The sequence below is a fragment of the Streptococcus oralis genome, assembly GCF_003942875.1.
In the GTDB taxonomy this organism is placed as follows: domain Bacteria; phylum Bacillota; class Bacilli; order Lactobacillales; family Streptococcaceae; genus Streptococcus; species Streptococcus oralis_BX.
In genome coordinates, this window is record NZ_RMVK01000004.1 from 79,687 (window position 1) to 94,109 (window position 14,423).

At 39.7% G+C, this 14,423-nt stretch carries 16 protein-coding genes and 1 other annotated feature; all 16 genes read left to right on the forward strand.

Going from position 1 to position 14,423, the window contains the following annotated elements:
• Positions 1–153: 153 nt before the first annotated feature.
• The 16 genes from msrB to D8844_RS05350 all read left to right on the forward strand — a co-directional run bounded on the left by msrB (position 154) and on the right by D8844_RS05350 (position 14,412).
• Entirely contained in the window at positions 154–1,092 is a 939-nt protein-coding gene (gene msrB / locus D8844_RS05270; protein WP_000818188.1) for a peptide-methionine (R)-S-oxide reductase MsrB, read from the forward strand.
• Positions 1,093–1,151: 59 nt separating this feature from the next.
• Entirely contained in the window at positions 1,152–2,876 is a 1,725-nt protein-coding gene (locus D8844_RS05275) for an ABC transporter ATP-binding protein (protein WP_125422479.1), read from the forward strand.
• Position 2,877: 1 nt separating this feature from the next.
• A complete protein-coding gene (locus D8844_RS05280) occupies positions 2,878–4,626 on the forward strand; it encodes an ABC transporter ATP-binding protein (RefSeq protein WP_125422482.1) in 1,749 nt (582 codons plus the stop codon).
• 104 nt (positions 4,627–4,730) lie between these two features.
• Positions 4,731–5,990 carry a TRZ/ATZ family protein gene (locus tag D8844_RS05285; protein WP_125422486.1) on the forward strand — a complete coding sequence of 420 codons (1,260 nt, stop codon included), beginning with the start codon at positions 4,731–4,733 and terminating at the stop codon, positions 5,988–5,990.
• A 61-nt stretch (positions 5,991–6,051) separates the two neighbouring features.
• Positions 6,052–6,187 (forward strand) — a sequence feature (ribosomal protein L10 leader region).
• A 38-nt stretch (positions 6,188–6,225) separates the two neighbouring features.
• Positions 6,226–6,726 (forward strand): 50S ribosomal protein L10, encoded by a 501-nt coding sequence (gene rplJ, locus D8844_RS05295; RefSeq protein WP_001287274.1) that lies wholly within the window; start codon positions 6,226–6,228, stop codon positions 6,724–6,726.
• A 79-nt stretch (positions 6,727–6,805) separates the two neighbouring features.
• Complete coding sequence (gene rplL / locus D8844_RS05300) at positions 6,806–7,174, forward strand: 50S ribosomal protein L7/L12 (protein WP_001196964.1); 369 nt, start codon at positions 6,806–6,808, stop codon at positions 7,172–7,174.
• A 201-nt stretch (positions 7,175–7,375) separates the two neighbouring features.
• Positions 7,376–7,549: a hypothetical protein gene (locus D8844_RS05305; protein ID WP_000159606.1), complete on the forward strand. Its 174-nt coding sequence runs from the start codon at positions 7,376–7,378 to the stop codon at positions 7,547–7,549.
• Complete coding sequence (locus D8844_RS05310) at positions 7,546–8,325, forward strand: replication initiator protein A (RefSeq protein WP_125400018.1); 780 nt, start codon at positions 7,546–7,548, stop codon at positions 8,323–8,325. Before D8844_RS05305 ends, D8844_RS05310 begins: the two co-directional genes overlap by 4 nt.
• A 98-nt stretch (positions 8,326–8,423) precedes the next feature.
• On the forward strand, positions 8,424–9,782 hold the full coding sequence (dcm, locus tag D8844_RS05315) for a DNA (cytosine-5-)-methyltransferase (protein WP_125400020.1): 1,359 nt from the start codon (positions 8,424–8,426) through the stop codon (positions 9,780–9,782).
• Positions 9,766–10,215, forward strand: a complete 450-nt coding sequence (locus D8844_RS05320; RefSeq protein ID WP_003042047.1) for a hypothetical protein — start codon at positions 9,766–9,768, stop codon at positions 10,213–10,215. The genes dcm and D8844_RS05320 overlap by 17 nt, the downstream gene beginning before the upstream one ends.
• Positions 10,208–10,588, forward strand: a complete 381-nt coding sequence (locus D8844_RS05325) for a thioredoxin domain-containing protein (protein WP_000566534.1) — start codon at positions 10,208–10,210, stop codon at positions 10,586–10,588. Before D8844_RS05320 ends, D8844_RS05325 begins: the two co-directional genes overlap by 8 nt.
• A gap of 12 nt (positions 10,589–10,600) precedes the next feature.
• Positions 10,601–10,834, forward strand: coding sequence for a hypothetical protein (locus D8844_RS05330; RefSeq protein ID WP_000840776.1), 234 nt, complete (start codon positions 10,601–10,603; stop codon positions 10,832–10,834).
• 2 nt (positions 10,835–10,836) lie between these two features.
• Complete coding sequence (locus D8844_RS05335; RefSeq protein ID WP_109289485.1) at positions 10,837–11,424, forward strand: CPBP family intramembrane glutamic endopeptidase; 588 nt, start codon at positions 10,837–10,839, stop codon at positions 11,422–11,424.
• Positions 11,425–11,757: 333 nt separating this feature from the next.
• Entirely contained in the window at positions 11,758–12,057 is a 300-nt protein-coding gene (locus D8844_RS05340) for a hypothetical protein (RefSeq protein WP_109289486.1), read from the forward strand.
• Positions 12,047–12,535, forward strand: coding sequence for a hypothetical protein (locus tag D8844_RS05345; protein ID WP_096406703.1), 489 nt, complete (start codon positions 12,047–12,049; stop codon positions 12,533–12,535). Before D8844_RS05340 ends, D8844_RS05345 begins: the two co-directional genes overlap by 11 nt.
• Entirely contained in the window at positions 12,535–14,412 is a 1,878-nt protein-coding gene (locus D8844_RS05350) for a VirD4-like conjugal transfer protein, CD1115 family (protein WP_125400037.1), read from the forward strand. The genes D8844_RS05345 and D8844_RS05350 overlap by 1 nt, the downstream gene beginning before the upstream one ends.
• Positions 14,413–14,423: the final 11 nt, after the last annotated feature.

Below are 14,423 nucleotides of genomic sequence, written 5' to 3' on the forward strand. Positions count from 1 at the left end.
GCCGCAGGTTGCTCAAAGCATGGTTTTGAGGTTGTAGATGAAACTGACGAAGTAAGCTCAAAATACTGTTTTGAGGTTGCAGATGTAAGCTGACGTGGTTTGAAGAGATTTTCGAAGAGTATTGGTTAAAAACTTGATAAAGGAGAAATAAAGATGGCAGAAATTTATCTAGCAGGTGGTTGTTTTTGGGGCCTAGAGGAGTATTTTTCCCGAATTTCGGGAGTGCTAGCTACCAGTGTCGGCTACGCTAATGGGCAAGTCGAAACGACCAATTACCAGCTGCTCAAGGAAACAGACCATGCAGAAACGGTTCAAGTAATTTATGATGAGAAAGCTGTGTCACTCAGAGAGATTTTGCTTTATTATTTCCGTGTTATTGATCCAGTGTCTATTAACCAGCAGGGGAATGACTGTGGTCGCCAATATCGAACGGGAATCTATTATCAGGATGAAGCAGACTTGCCAGCTATCTACACAGTGGTGCAGGAGCAGGAGCGCATGCTGGGTCGAAAGATTGCAGTAGAGGTGGAGAAACTTCGCCACTACATATTAGCAGAAGACTACCATCAAGACTATCTCAAGAAAAATCCTTCAGGTTATTGTCATATCGATGTGACCGATGCTGAGAAGCCATTGATTGACGCCTCAAACTATGAAAAGCCTAGTCAAGAGGTGTTAAAGGAAAGCTTAACTGAAGAGTCTTATCGTGTTACGCAAGAAGCTGCTACAGAGGCTCCATTTAGTAATGCTTATGACCAAACTTTTGAAGAGGGGATTTATGTAGACATCACGACAGGGGAGCCACTCTTTTTTGCTAAGGATAAGTTTGCCTCAGGTTGTGGTTGGCCAAGTTTTAGTCGTCCGATTTCTAAGGAATTAATTCACTATTACAAGGATTTGAGCCATGGAATGGAGCGAATCGAGGTTCGTTCTCGGTCAGGAAATGCTCACTTGGGTCATGTCTTTACAGATGGACCTCAGGAGTTAGGTGGCCTGCGTTACTGTATTAATTCTGCCTCCTTGCGCTTTGTAGCCAAGGATGAGATGGAAAAAGCAGGATATGGCTATCTATTACCTTACTTAAACAAATAAAACTGAGAGGGTGGGGCTTCCCACTTTCTTCATTTCCAGAATAAGAATAGAAGGGATTTATGAAACACTTACTATCTTACTTCAAACCCTACATCAATGAGTCGATTATAGCACCCTTGTTCAAGCTACTAGAAGCTGTTTTTGAGCTCTTGGTTCCCATGGTGATTGCTGGGATTGTTGACCAGTCCTTGCCTCAGAGAGATCAAGGCCATCTCTGGATGCAGATTGGCCTGCTCCTTATCTTTGCAGTGATTGGCGTTTTAGTGGCCTTGGTAGCTCAGTTTTACTCAGCCAAGGCAGCGGTTGGGTTTGCCAAAGAACTGACAGACGACCTTTATCGTCATATTCTTTCCCTACCCAAGGATAGCAGAGATCGTCTGACAACTTCTAGCTTGGTGACTCGCTTGACTTCGGATACTTACCAGATTCAGACTGGGATCAATCAATTCCTGCGCCTCTTTTTGCGAGCTCCCATTATCGTTTTTGGGGCTATCTTTATGGCCTATCGCATATCGGCTGAGCTAACTTTCTGGTTTTTGGTTATGGTTGTCATTTTGACGATTGTCATTGTGGTGCTCTCACGACTGGTTAATCCTCTTTACAGCAATCTCAGAAAGAAAACGGACCAGCTGGTTCAGGAAACGCGTCAGCAATTGCAAGGGATGCGAGTTATTCGTGCTTTTGGCCAGGAAAAACGAGAGTTACAGATTTTTCAAACCCTTAACCAAGTTTATGCTAGATTGCAAGAAAAGACGGGTTTCTGGTCTAGTTTATTAACACCTCTGACCTATCTGATTGTTAATGGAACTCTTCTCGTCATCATCTGGCAAGGCTATATTTCAATTCAAGGAGGTTTACTCAGTCAAGGTGCCCTCATTGCCCTCATCAACTATCTCTTGCAAATCTTGGTGGAATTGGTTAAGCTCGCCATGCTGATTAATTCTCTCAACCAATCCTATATCTCAGCCAAGCGAATCGAGGAAGTTTTTACCGAAGCTCCAGAATATATTTATTCAGAATTAGAAGAAAAGCAAGCTACAGGTGATCGGGTTTTGCAAGTCAAAGAATTAACCTTTACCTATCCTGATGCGTCTCAAGCTTCTCTGAGAGACATTTCCTTTGATATGAAACAAGGGCAAATCCTTGGTATCATCGGGGGAACTGGTTCAGGTAAATCAAGCTTGGTGCAAGTCTTACTTGGTCTTTATACAGCAGACAAGGGTAGCATTGACCTTTATCGAAATGGACGTAGTCCTCTTAATCTTGAGCAGTGGCGGTCTTGGATTGCCTATGTTCCCCAAAAGGTCGAACTATTTAAAGGAACTATTCGTTCCAACTTGACTCTAGGTTTCAATCGAGAAGTATTTGACCAGGAACTATGGCAGGCCTTGGAGATTGCGCAAGCTAAGGATTTTGTCAGTGAAAAGGAAGGGCTCTTGAACGCCCTAGTTGAGGCAGGAGGGAGAAATTTCTCAGGCGGACAAAAACAAAGGCTGTCTATCGCACGTGCAGTCTTGCGCCAAGTTCCATTTCTCATCCTAGATGATGCGACCTCGGCCCTGGACACCATCACTGAGTCCAAGCTCTTGAAAGCTATCCGAGAAAATTTGCCAAATACAAGCTTAATCTTGATTTCTCAACGAACCTCAACTTTACAGATGGCAGACCAGATTCTCCTCTTGGAAAAAGGTGAGCTCCTAGCTGTTGGCAAGCACGATGACTTGATGAAATCCAGCCAAGTCTATCGCGAAATCAATGCATCCCAACACGGAAAGGAGGACTAGCATGAAACTACAAACTGCAAACCAAACGCTCAAGCGTTTGGCTAAGGATTTATTAAGCCATCCTTTCCTCCTTTTCCTAGCTTTTCTAGGAACTATTGCCCAAGTTGCTTTATCGATCTACCTACCTATCTTGATTGGGCAGGTCATTGACCAGGTCCTAGTAGCTGATTCTTCACCAGTTTTTTGGCAGATTTTCATCCAGATGATCTTGGTGGTCATAGGAAATACACTGGTACAATGGGCCAATCCTCTTCTTTATAATCGTCTAATCTTCTCTTATACCAAAGACTTGCGAGAGCGAATCATTCATAAGCTCCATCGTTTACCGATTGCTTTTGTGGATCGGCAGGGCAGTGGAGAGATGGTTAGTCGTGTGACCACAGACATAGAACAGCTGGCAGCCGGCTTGACCATGATTTTCAATCAATTTTTCATTGGTGTTTTGATGATTTTGGTTAGTATTCTAGCCATGCTCCAAATTCATCTCCTCATGACCCTCTTGGTCTTGCTGTTGACACCACTGTCCATGGTGATTTCACGTTTTATTGCTAAACGCTCTTATCATCTCTTCCAGAAGCAAACAGAGACGAGGGGGATTCAGACTCAGTTGATTGAAGAGTCTCTTAGCCAGCAAACTATTATCCAGTCCTTTAATGCTCAGACAGAGTTTATCCAAAGACTGCACGAGGCGAATGGCAACTACGCAGGTTATTCTCAGTCAGCTATCTTTTATTCCTCAACGGTTAATCCTTCAACTCGCTTTGTCAATGCACTCATCTATGCTCTTCTTGCTGGAGTGGGAGCCTATCGTATCATGATGGGGTCCACCTTGACCATCGGACGTTTAGTGACTTTTTTGAACTATGTTCAGCAGTACACTAAGCCCTTTAACGATATTTCTTCTGTTCTAGCCGAATTGCAAAGTGCTCTCGCTTGCGCAGAGCGTGTCTATGCTGTCTTAGAAAGTCCTGAGGTTGCTGAAACAGGTAAGGAAGTCTTGACCAGTGACCAAGTTAAGGGAGCCATTTCCTTTAAGCATGTTTCTTTTGGATACAATCCTGAAAGGATCTTGATTAAGGATTTGTCTATCGATATCCCAGCTGGTAGCAAGGTAGCCATCGTTGGTCCGACAGGTGCTGGTAAGTCAACTCTTATCAATCTCCTCATGCGTTTTTATCCTATTAACTCGGGAGATATCTTGTTAGATGGGCAATCCATTTATGATTATACCCGAGCGTCATTGAGACAGCAGTTTGGGATGGTACTCCAAGAAACCTGGCTCAAGCAAGGGACCATTCATGACAATATTGCCTTTGGAAATCCTGATGCCAGTAGGGAGCAGGTGATTGCTGCCGCAAAAGCAGCCAACGCAGACTTTTTCATCCAACAGTTGCCACAGGAATATGATACTAAGTTGGAAAATGCAGGAGAATCACTATCTGTCGGCCAAGCCCAGCTCTTGACCATCGCCCGAGTCTTTCTAGCTATCCCAAAGATTCTTATCTTAGACGAAGCGACTTCTTCCATCGATACACGGACAGAGGTGCTAGTACAGGATGCCTTTGCCAAACTCATGAAGGGGCGCACAAGCTTTATCATTGCTCATCGTTTGTCAACCATTCAGGATGCAGATTTGATTCTTGTCTTGGTAGATGGTGACATTGTGGAGCATGGTAACCATCAGAATCTCATGGCTAGAAAGGGCAAGTATTACCAAATGCAAAAAGCTTCAGCTTTTAGCTCTGAATAATCCTTTCTATTTTGGATAAAAAAAGTTGCCTTCGGGTTACTTTTTTGTTACAATAGCTAGAAAAATTATTCACTGTAAATTGTCTTATAGAAAAGGAGCCTATAATGAAAGTCTATCAGCATGTAAATATCGTGACTTGTGACCAAGATTTCCATGTTTATTTGGATGGTGTCTTAGCCGTTAAGGACTCTCAAATCTTCTATGTCGGCCAAGAGGAGCCAGAGATTTTAGATCAAGCTGAGCAGATTATAGACTATCAGGGAGCCTGGATCATGCCTGGTTTGGTTAATTGCCATACCCATTCTGCTATGACAGGTTTGCGAGGGATTCGGGATGACAGCAACCTCCATGAATGGCTCAATGACTATATCTGGCCGGCAGAAGCAGGATTTACTCCCGACATGACTACCAAGGCAGTCAAAGAAACTCTGACAGAGATGCTCCAGTCAGGGACAACAACCTTCAACGATATGTATAATCCCAATGGTGTGGATATTGAGCAAATTTATCAGGCAGTTAAGGCTTCCAAGATGCGTTGTTATTTCTCACCGACCCTCTTTTCTTCAGAGGCAGAAACAACTGCTGAGACTATAAGCAGAACACGATCTATTATAGAAGAAATCTTAGGATATGAAAACCCAAATTTCAAGATTATGGTAGCCCCTCATTCTCCCTACAGCTGTAGTAAAGATTTACTGGAAGAAAGCTTAGAAATGGCAAAAGAGCTGAATATTCCTATCCATATCCATGTGGCGGAGACTAAGGAGGAATCAGGAATTATCCTGAAACGATACGGCAAACGCCCCCTCGCCTTTCTAGAAGAACTAGGTTACTTAGATCATCCGTCTGTCTTTGCTCATGGGGTTGAACTAAACGAGAGAGAAATTGAACGCTTGGCGACTTCTCATGTGGCTATCGCCCACAATCCTATTAGTAACCTCAAACTGGCCTCAGGAATCGCTCCCATCATCCAACTCCAAAAAGCAAGAGTAGCAGTGGGGATTGCGACAGACTCGGTTGCTTCCAATAACAATCTAGATATGTTTGAGGAAGGACGGACCGCAGCCCTCCTTCAGAAGATGAAAAGTGGAGATGCCAGCCAATTCCCTATCGAGACAGCCCTTAAGGCACTGACGATCGAAGGAGCTAAGGTTCTAGGAATGGAAAAGCAGATAGGAAGCCTAGAAGTTGGCAAACAGGCAGATTTTCTGGTCATTCAACCACAAGGAAAAATCCATCTTCAACCTCAGAAAAATATGCTCTCTCACCTCGTTTATGCTGTCAAATCCAGTGATGTTGATGATGTTTATATCGCTGGAGAACAGGTGGTTAAGCAAGGCAAAGTTTTGACAGTAGAGATTTAAAAAAATTTAAAAAAAGTTTGCAAAAATCTTGCATTCTTTTTTTGTCTATGCTATACTTATATACGGTTTGAAAAAACTGCCTAAGACAGTAGGGGAGCTCGACTCATAAAGATCCTACCGAGGACAAAACGTATCATGTAAAAAGAAGCGTATTGTACTTTCGTGTCTAGGTTTGGGCGCGTTTTTCTTTTGGAAAAATTCCCCAAGCAAAATAATTACGGAGGTGAACACACTAATGAGTGAAGCAATTATTGCTAAAAAAGCGGAACTAGTTGACGTAGTAGCTGAAAAAATGAAAGCTGCTGCATCTATCGTCGTTGTAGACGCTCGTGGTTTGACAGTTGAGCAAGATACAGTTCTTCGTCGTGAGCTTCGTGGAAGCGAAGTTGAGTATAAAGTCATTAAAAACTCAATCTTGCGTCGTGCAGCTGAAAAAGCTGGTCTTGAAGATCTTGCATCAGTATTTGTTGGACCATCTGCAGTAGCATTTTCTAACGAAGATGTTATCGCACCAGCGAAAATCTTGAACGACTTTGCTAAAAACGCTGAAGCACTTGAAATCAAAGGTGGTGCAATCGAAGGCGCTGTCGCATCTAAAGAAGAAATCGTTGCTCTTGCAACTCTTCCAAACCGCGAAGGACTTCTTTCTATGCTCCTTTCTGTACTTCAAGCGCCAGTGCGCAACGTTGCTCTTGCAGTCAAAGCGGTTGCAGACAACAAAGAAGACGCAGCTTAATCTTAAGCTACGCAGCGTAGCTTAGCTTAGCTACGAAAAAACTATTATAAAATTAAAAACTTATTTGGAGGAAATAACAATGGCATTGAACATTGAAAACATTATTGCTGAAATTAAAGAAGCTTCAATCCTTGAATTGAACGACCTTGTAAAAGCTATCGAAGAAGAATTTGGTGTAACTGCAGCTGCTCCTGTAGCTGTTGCTGCAGCTGGTGCTGCTGACGCTGGTGCTGCTAAAGACTCATTTGACGTTGAGTTGACAGCTGCTGGTGACAAAAAAGTTGGCGTTATCAAAGTTGTACGTGAAATCACTGGTCTTGGACTTAAAGAAGCTAAAGAACTTGTTGATGGTGCACCAGGTGTCATCAAAGAAGGCGTTCCAACTGCAGAAGCTGAAGAAATCAAAGCTAAATTGGAAGAAGCTGGAGCTTCAGTTACTCTTAAATAAGAGGCATATACCAATTAGAATTCGGAATACTATAGTATCAGCCTTTTAGAATCGTGAACACATTTTAGAAACTGATAAATTAATTTAGTTTCCTGCCAAAAACCCTACCAAAAATTAATTTGGCAGGGTTTTTCTTTTTAATAAAAATATTTTGGAGAACAGTTGAATATTGTTCTCCTTTTTTTATTTTCTGGAGGGAAAATGACAAAAGAATTACAATCATCACGCTATATCGTCATTTCATTTTTAGTACGTGAAATGGGAATTGACATTGTTGAAGCCATCTCTCTTATGGCTGAATTAGAAAAAAGTGGCTTGGTTCGCTTGGAATCAAATGGCGATTTAATACTCAAAGAACTTGGAGGAGAGCTATGAAACGAATTACCGCAAATCAATACCAAACTTCAGAACGGTATTATAAATTACCTAAAATTCTTTTTGAGGATGAGAAATATATGGATATGAAACTAGAAGTAAAGGTGGCTTATTCTATTTTAAAAGATCGTTTAGAATTATCTCTCAGTCGTGGTTGGATAGATGAAGAAGGCGCGGTCTATTTAGTATTTTCTAATTCTAAACTGATGAGGCTGTTAGGTTGTTCGAAGTCAAAATTACTGTCCATCAAAAAAAATCTTAAAGAATATGACTTAATTGATGAAGTTCAACAGTCTTCAAGTGAGAAAGGAAGACTAGCTAATAAGATTTATTTAGGGGAATTATCTTCTACCCCAGTAGGTAATTCAAACAGGCCTAGTGTTAAAAAAAGACTAGGGCAGGTTGAAAATGAAACGGCCCCCGTCTCACATTCAGCCCCTAGTGAGACTGAAGTTAGTGAGACTAAATATAGTGAGACTGATTCTTTATTTATTGAGGATGAGGAGGATAGGAATACTCAACCTATATTGAAAAGAAAAGTAGAAAAGGTCACAAAATATGATCGAGATTATATTTGGGGATTGGTACAAGATCAATTTAGACGAGAGGGTTTTTCTGAAACAGCCAGTGAAATTGCTATGACTGATTTTGAGAGAATCTATCAGTATGCTCTAGATAATGTCCGCTTTGTTAGACGTGCGGAAGTGCTTGCTGAATTTGTGTTTAACGGCTTGTATTCTGTTTGGAATAACCGTGTTAGAAAAGGAGGTGGTTAAATGTCGCCAATCGAGTGGATATTAGTTATGCTCATTTTCATTTCAAGTGGTTTGACTCTTTGGACATTAATAGTCGATCAGAAAGGGGTAATCAAGAAATGAAATTTATTGATTTATTTTCAGGTATCGGTGGTTTTCGACTAGGAATGGAAAGTGTCGGACACGAATGTATTGGATTTTGTGAGATTGATAAATTTGCTAGAGAATCTTATAAATCCATTTTTCAAACGGAAGGAGAAATAGAATTTCATGACATACGAAATGTTTCAGATGATGAATTTAAAAAACTTAGAGGGAAAGTCGATATCATCTGTGGGGGATTCCCTTGTCAAGCATTTTCAATCGCAGGAAGACGATTGGGATTTGAAGATACTAGAGGAACTTTGTTCTTTGAAATTGCTCGGGCGGCCAAACAAATCCAACCACGTTTTCTTTTTCTTGAAAATGTTAAAGGCCTACTCAATCACGATAAGGGACGGACGTTCACCACAATCCTTACCACACTTGATGAGTTGGGGTTTGATGTTGAGTGGCAGGTGCTTAACAGTAAGGATTTTGGCGTTCCCCAAAACAGAGAGAGGGTGTTTATTATCGGACATTCTAGAAAGAAAGGTATCAGACTCTTATTTCCTTTCAGACGAGAAGGTCAAGCAACTAACTCTGAGATTTTAAAAACATTAGGAAATTTGAATCCATCAAAAAGTGGAATGAGCGGTAAAGTTTATTATTCAGAAGGTCTTGCGCCAACCTTAGTTCGTGGGAAAGGAGAAGGATTTAAGATTGCGATTCCTTGTATGACACCAGACAGATTAGACAAGAGACAAAATGGTAGACGCTTTAAGGAAAATCAAGAGCCGATGTTTACTTTAAATACTCAGGATCGTCATGGCATTGTCGTTGTTGGAGATTTACCCACTAGCTTTAAGGAGACCGGTCGCGTCTATGGAAGTGAGGGCTTATCTCCAACACTGACTACGATGCAAGGAGGAGATAAAATTCCCAAAATACTGATTCCAGAACCAATCCAATTTTTAAAAGTCAGGGAAGCAACTAAAAAAGGATACGCTCAAGCAGAGATTGGAGATTCAATCAATTTGGAAAGACCAAGTTCTCAGTATCGGCGTGGTAGAGTTGGAAAAGGTATAGCGAATACGTTAACAACTAGTGGTCAAATGGGAGTAGTAGTGGGTAGCTATGAAGGAGAAGATAAACAAGTTTATCATGTAGCTGGTGTCTTGATAGATGGACAATTTTACCGTCTGAGGATACGACGAATCACTCCTAAAGAGTGTTTTCGCTTGCAGGGCTTTCCTGATTGGGCTTTTGAAGCTGCGAGAAAAGTCTCTAGTAATAGTCAGCTCTATAAACAAGCTGGTAATAGTGTAACCGTTCCTGTGATTGCCGCGATCGCAAAGAAATTAAAAGAAATTGAGGAAAAAGATGAAAGCATTAAATAAAGAATCAATACTAGATTGTGATGAATTAGAAACAGAATTACATGATGCAGAAATCAAACAGCTGGATGAACAATTATTTTTGATGCCCAATTATCCATGTGAGTTTGAAGTAACATTTTTAGATGATTACCATAAAAAACACAACTACCCACTATTTTACGAGTCCTATCTTCAAAACGTTATGGAATTCCTTGAAAGTCAAGACATAAAGAATGGGGTTGATGCCTTTGTAGATGATCATCAAAATCTTGTTTTTGTTTTATATGGACAAGGCTATCGAGCCGAGGGAGAAGAGGGAATACTTACAACCCAAGTAACTGTAAAAGCTTATGATGAAGACAAGAAATCGATTAACTTCTCAAATTCATTAGATTCCTTAATCGTCTCAGAATATCAAATGGAACCGAATCTTTGGGAGGTCTCCCATGATTGATCTCTATCTAAGTAAAAATAGCCAAAGAAATCAACTTCTTTTGGATTTCTTTCAAAAGTATGGCATCGAGGTGTCTTGTCATTCGATTTCTGAAATGACAAAGGATAAATTAATTGAGATGATGAGCTATTCTTCAGATTGTTTTGAGTTTCTATCACCCAATTTATTACGATTTAAGAACCGTGACAATCTAAGATTAACGGATTTCATTGAAATGATATTAAAAAATCCTGAACTATGCATCAGGCTTCCTCTTGCGGTTTCAAATAAGAGAGTTTATCCAAATCTGAATTTGGAAGAGGCTAGAGCTCTATTGCCAAGAGATACGAAACAATTGATTTACATGGCACAAACACATTATTTATCTAGTTAAAGGAGAAGCAATATGGCTGAACGATTTTGGGAGAACTTGTCCATTATTTTGGCTGAAAGAAATATTAGCTGGATTGAGTTAACCAGAAAAATGTTTGCAGGAGAGTTTCACTATCCAAGTGAATTGAATCGTTTGTATCAAAAAATACGCCACTACAAGATGGAACAACGAATGCCTCAAAGTCCATGGGTAGAAAGGATTGTGCAGGTATTAGATTTAGATTATGAAGATTTATTTCGGAGGTAACTATGAAAAGAATAATTCCAGTTTATATATTCCAACAAGTAAATGTCTTATTGGTATCCCTATACTTACTGAAATTGCTTTGTATTGGTGAGTTAACCATACTGCAGATTCTCTATTGTGCGTCGCTCTTTTCTTTTTTATGGATGTATGGTCAACGAAAACAAGTGGTCAAGGTCAATATGAAAACTAGGATGAAATGGCTTGGTATTGGATTCGTTAGCCTACTGATTATAAGCCTATGTTTTAGTCTGATTCATGCTCAAGGAACCACGAATCAAGCAAACTTAATTGGCCTTCAACATCAGGTTCCTTGGTTTTCATTTTTATTGTTCTTAATCAATGCGAGTATGGTTGAAGAATTTCTGTATCGAGAAATTTTATGGAACCTGGTCAGAAAATTAGATATTCGAGTTGCTTTGACAAGTGTTTTATTTGCCTTAGTACATCATCCAGGAACCATTCTAGCTTGGTGTTTATATGTTTCACTTGGGATCTTTTTAGGGATGGTGCGCTATAAATCTGACTTATGGGGAAGTATGGGTCTACATTTGGTGTGGAACCTACTAGTTTATAGTTTGCTGCTTTTTTAGACCAAATTAGCTTGTTTTAGGGAAATGAAATGCTAGCGTTATGTAACAATGTTAGTCTTTTATTTCAAACTCTTTGATTAATATGAATTTAGCTCGACAGAAAAACAAGAAATGTGATAAAAATTTCAACTACTCTTATCTATAATAAAGCTACCTGTTCTTTGAAAATTGAATCCACTCCGTCTTGATTAGCGTGCCTGTGTAAGTAGGGACTGAGAGTATTTCCCTGTGAAGGGCAACTGGCACAAGACGTGTGTGAGAATTTTCTAACAGACACGGAGTTTATCGTTTCCAGACTCAAACGATGCGACAAACTAGATAAAGGAGTTAATCATGAAGGTAGTAAACTTGTATGATTTGAAACAAATGGGAAATAAAGGTAGTTGTACCATCCAATTGATTCATCACTTTCCTTTTGGTATGGGCTTAGGACATCTCAAAAAAGACTACATTGAATTTAAACGTGTTGGTATCTTTGATGGGAAGGCAGTAGAAGTCACTCTTCGAGAACCTTATTCGAGAGATTTACTGCAGGTTGTCAAGTCGATTAAGCAACATCAGAAATTGATAGCTTATCGCTATAAAGAAGGAAAACTGCTATTTGTGAAGAAGGAGGCCTCAGATGTCCTCTGAACAACAGGAACGAATGGCAGTTCAATATGCAGAGCGTAGTCTTTTATTTACTGTAAGAAGTCTCTTAAAGATTCTAGAATGGTCTAGACGTCAGGCTTTAGCACAGGATTCCGCCTATAAGATAGGGGTGCAGAAATTAGAAGAATTGCTACAATCTCCCTATGCGATTGATACGATTAATCTGAAGAAAGATTTCTTAGACAAACCAATTGATATAGAGAAATTTAAGTCTTTTTTAGAAAAAGAAGAGATTCCTTTAGCCATCGCTTGGCAAGGGGATTCCCTACATTTCTACACGAAAGACCGTTCGATTCTAGACAATCATTTAGACCATCTGTTAGAAAAAATGGTTAATGATCCGGAGAAATTAGCTGATTTTACCATGGATAAGTCATTAGACGATGCAATTGATGAGGCTAAATCCCAAATTACCTTTAGACAAGAAGGGGCCGTCAAACAGAAAGAGATGGTGAGATGATGTACAGTGGAAAGAAATTCCTACTATTCTCACTGTTAGGTATCTTACTAGGCTATGTCTTTCATCGTTTGACGCTTTTGTATGATTCCTATACTGGAAATACCTTAGATAAATGGACTCATCTTCTAATGGAAGGTCAAGATGAAGTTCTTCAGTCGCCATGGAATGTTTCCTTTACTGGAAAATCAAGTGCTTTTTTTCTACTAGGCTTTGTGATGATGTTGCTGGTTTATCTCTATTTAGAGACTGGTAAAAAACAATACCGAGAAGGGGTAGAATACGGGAGCGCTCGTTTTGGAACTCTAAAAGAAAAGAAGCTCTTTTACGGTAAGGAATTTTCTCATGATACAATCTTAGCACAAGATGTTCGTTTGACATTATTAGATAAAAAACCACCCCAATATGATAGAAATAAGAATATTGCGGTAATCGGAGGTTCAGGAAGTGGGAAGACATTTCGCTTTGTGAAACCCAATCTGATTCAGATGAATAGTTCTAATATTGTAGTGGATCCTAAAGATCACTTGGCCGAGAAAACAGGCAAACTCTTTTTAGAACATGGCTACCAAGTAAAGGTGTTAGATTTAGTCAATATGAAGAACTCAGATGGCTTCAATCCTTTTCGCTATATAGAGACAGAAAATGATTTGAATCGCATGCTGACGGTTTATTTCAATAACACCAAAGGCTCTGGATCCCGTAGTGATCCATTTTGGGATGAAGCTTCTATGACTTTGGTACGAGCTTTAGCCTCCTACTTGGTCGATTTCTATAATCCACCTAAAACAAGAGAACAGCTCATAGAAGAAAGTCGTTTAAGTCAAAAGGAATACCAAAACTTGTTGAAACGTCAAAAAAAAGAAGTGGAAGAGCGAAAAAAAAGAGGGCGTTATTCAAGTTTTGCTGAAATCTCAAAACTCATTAAACACTTATCCAAGGGTGAAAATCAAGAAAAAAGTGTCTTAGAAATTCTATTTGAAAATTATGCTAAAAAGTATGGGACTGAAAATTTTACCATGCGAAATTGGGCAGATTTCCAAAATTATAAGGATAAGACTCTGGATTCTGTTATAGCTGTAACCACTGCTAAATTTGCCCTCTTCAATATTCAAAGTGTCATGGATTTGACCAAAAGAGATACCCTTGATATGAAGACATGGGGCAAGGAAAAATCAATGGTTTACTTAGTTATCCCAGATAACGATAGTACCTTTCGCTTTCTTTCAGCCCTCTTTTTTTCAACCGTATTTCAAACCTTAACAAGACAAGCAGATATTGATTTTAAGGGTCAATTACCTCTTCATGTGAGAGTTTACTTAGATGAGTTCGCAAATATCGGAGAAATCCCAGATTTTGCTGAACAAACCTCAACAGTCCGTTCTCGGAATATGAGTCTCGTTCCTATTCTACAAAATATTGCCCAACTTCAAGGGCTCTATAAAGAAAAAGAAGCTTGGAAAACCATTTTGGGGAACTGTGATAGCTTAGTCTACTTAGGTGGGAATGATGAAGATACCTTTAAATTTATGAGTGGCTTACTCGGTAAACAAACCATTGATGTTCGAAATACTAGTCGTTCCTTTGGCCAGACAGGTTCAGGATCCCTTTCTCATCAAAAGATTGCTCGTGATTTAATGACACCCGATGAGGTCGGAAATATGAAAAGGCATGAATGCCTGGTTCGAATTGCCAATATGCCTGTCTTTAAAAGCAAAAAATACAATTCCACGAAGCATCCAAACTGGAAGTACCTAGCTAATCAAGAAACCGATGAACGGTGGTGGAACTATCAAATCAATCCTTTGAATCAAAGACAAGAAAACCATCTTGACGGCCTTAGAATTCGTGATTTAACTTTTGAATCTAGTTTAAAATAAAAATAGAAAAG